This is a genomic window from Microbispora corallina (genome assembly GCF_016863035.1).
GTDB classification, from domain to species: domain Bacteria; phylum Actinomycetota; class Actinomycetes; order Streptosporangiales; family Streptosporangiaceae; genus Microbispora; species Microbispora corallina.
On sequence record NZ_BOOC01000106.1, the window covers coordinates 1 to 831 of the forward strand.

The 831-nt window shown below is 70.9% G+C and carries 1 protein-coding gene; it reads right to left on the reverse strand.

Going from position 1 to position 831, the window contains the following annotated elements:
- Positions 1-692, reverse strand: a 692-nt coding sequence (locus Mco01_RS38735; protein ID WP_239104249.1) for an SGNH/GDSL hydrolase family protein, incomplete at its 3' end; no start/stop codon positions are given.
- Between the last annotated feature and the right edge of the window lie 139 nt (positions 693-831).

An 831-nucleotide genomic window follows, 5' to 3' on the forward strand; every position in this document is an offset into this window, starting at 1 on the left:
ACCGACTGGAGGGCGGAGTACCAGACGGCGGCCATCTTGTCGTAGCCGGTGGCGGTCGGGTGGATGCCGTCGGTCAGGTCGGCGGTGGTCAGCGCGCTGTGCATGTCCACGAGGTGGACGTGCTTGCCGCTGTTCGCCTTGCTCTGCACGATGCCGGGGACCGCCGCGTTGAAGGTGCGCGCGGCCGACTCCTGACCGGAGTTGGCCAGCGGGATGATGGTGGCGACGAACACCTCCGCGTTCGGCGCGGCCGCGGTGATGTGGTCGATCAGCGTGGACAGCCGCTGCGGCGCGCCGGACAGGTTGTAGTTCTGCAGCACGTCGTTGGTGCCGATGTGCAGCAGCACCGTGCGCGGGGTGTAGGTGCGCAGCCAGCCGGTGATGTTGGCGTCGATCTGGTCGATCCGCCACCCCGGGTGCCCCTCGTGGTCGTGGTCGCCCAGGTTGGCCGGCCCGTTGTACTGCGAGCCGACGAAGTCGATCACGTACCGGCCGTTGGCCAGGCGCTGCCACAACCCGATCCGGTACCCGCCCGGCACCTGGGTGCCCTCGGTGATGGAGTCGCCGAGCGGCATCACCCGCACCCCGCCGTTGGACTCGGCGACCGCGGCGCCCTGCCCGAGTACGGTGCCCGTCGCGATCGCGGCCACGACCAGCGACGCGGCGGCCAGCCACCGTCTCCATGCGCGCATATTCACCGCCTCCTTCCCGCATCGGCGACCCGAGCCGGTCCGGTGACGGCGGCCGCGGCGGGGCGGCGCCCAAAGCGGCTGATCTTCATGGGCGAACTCCTGGATCCTGTGGACGGAGGACGGGGCCGGGCCTGAACAG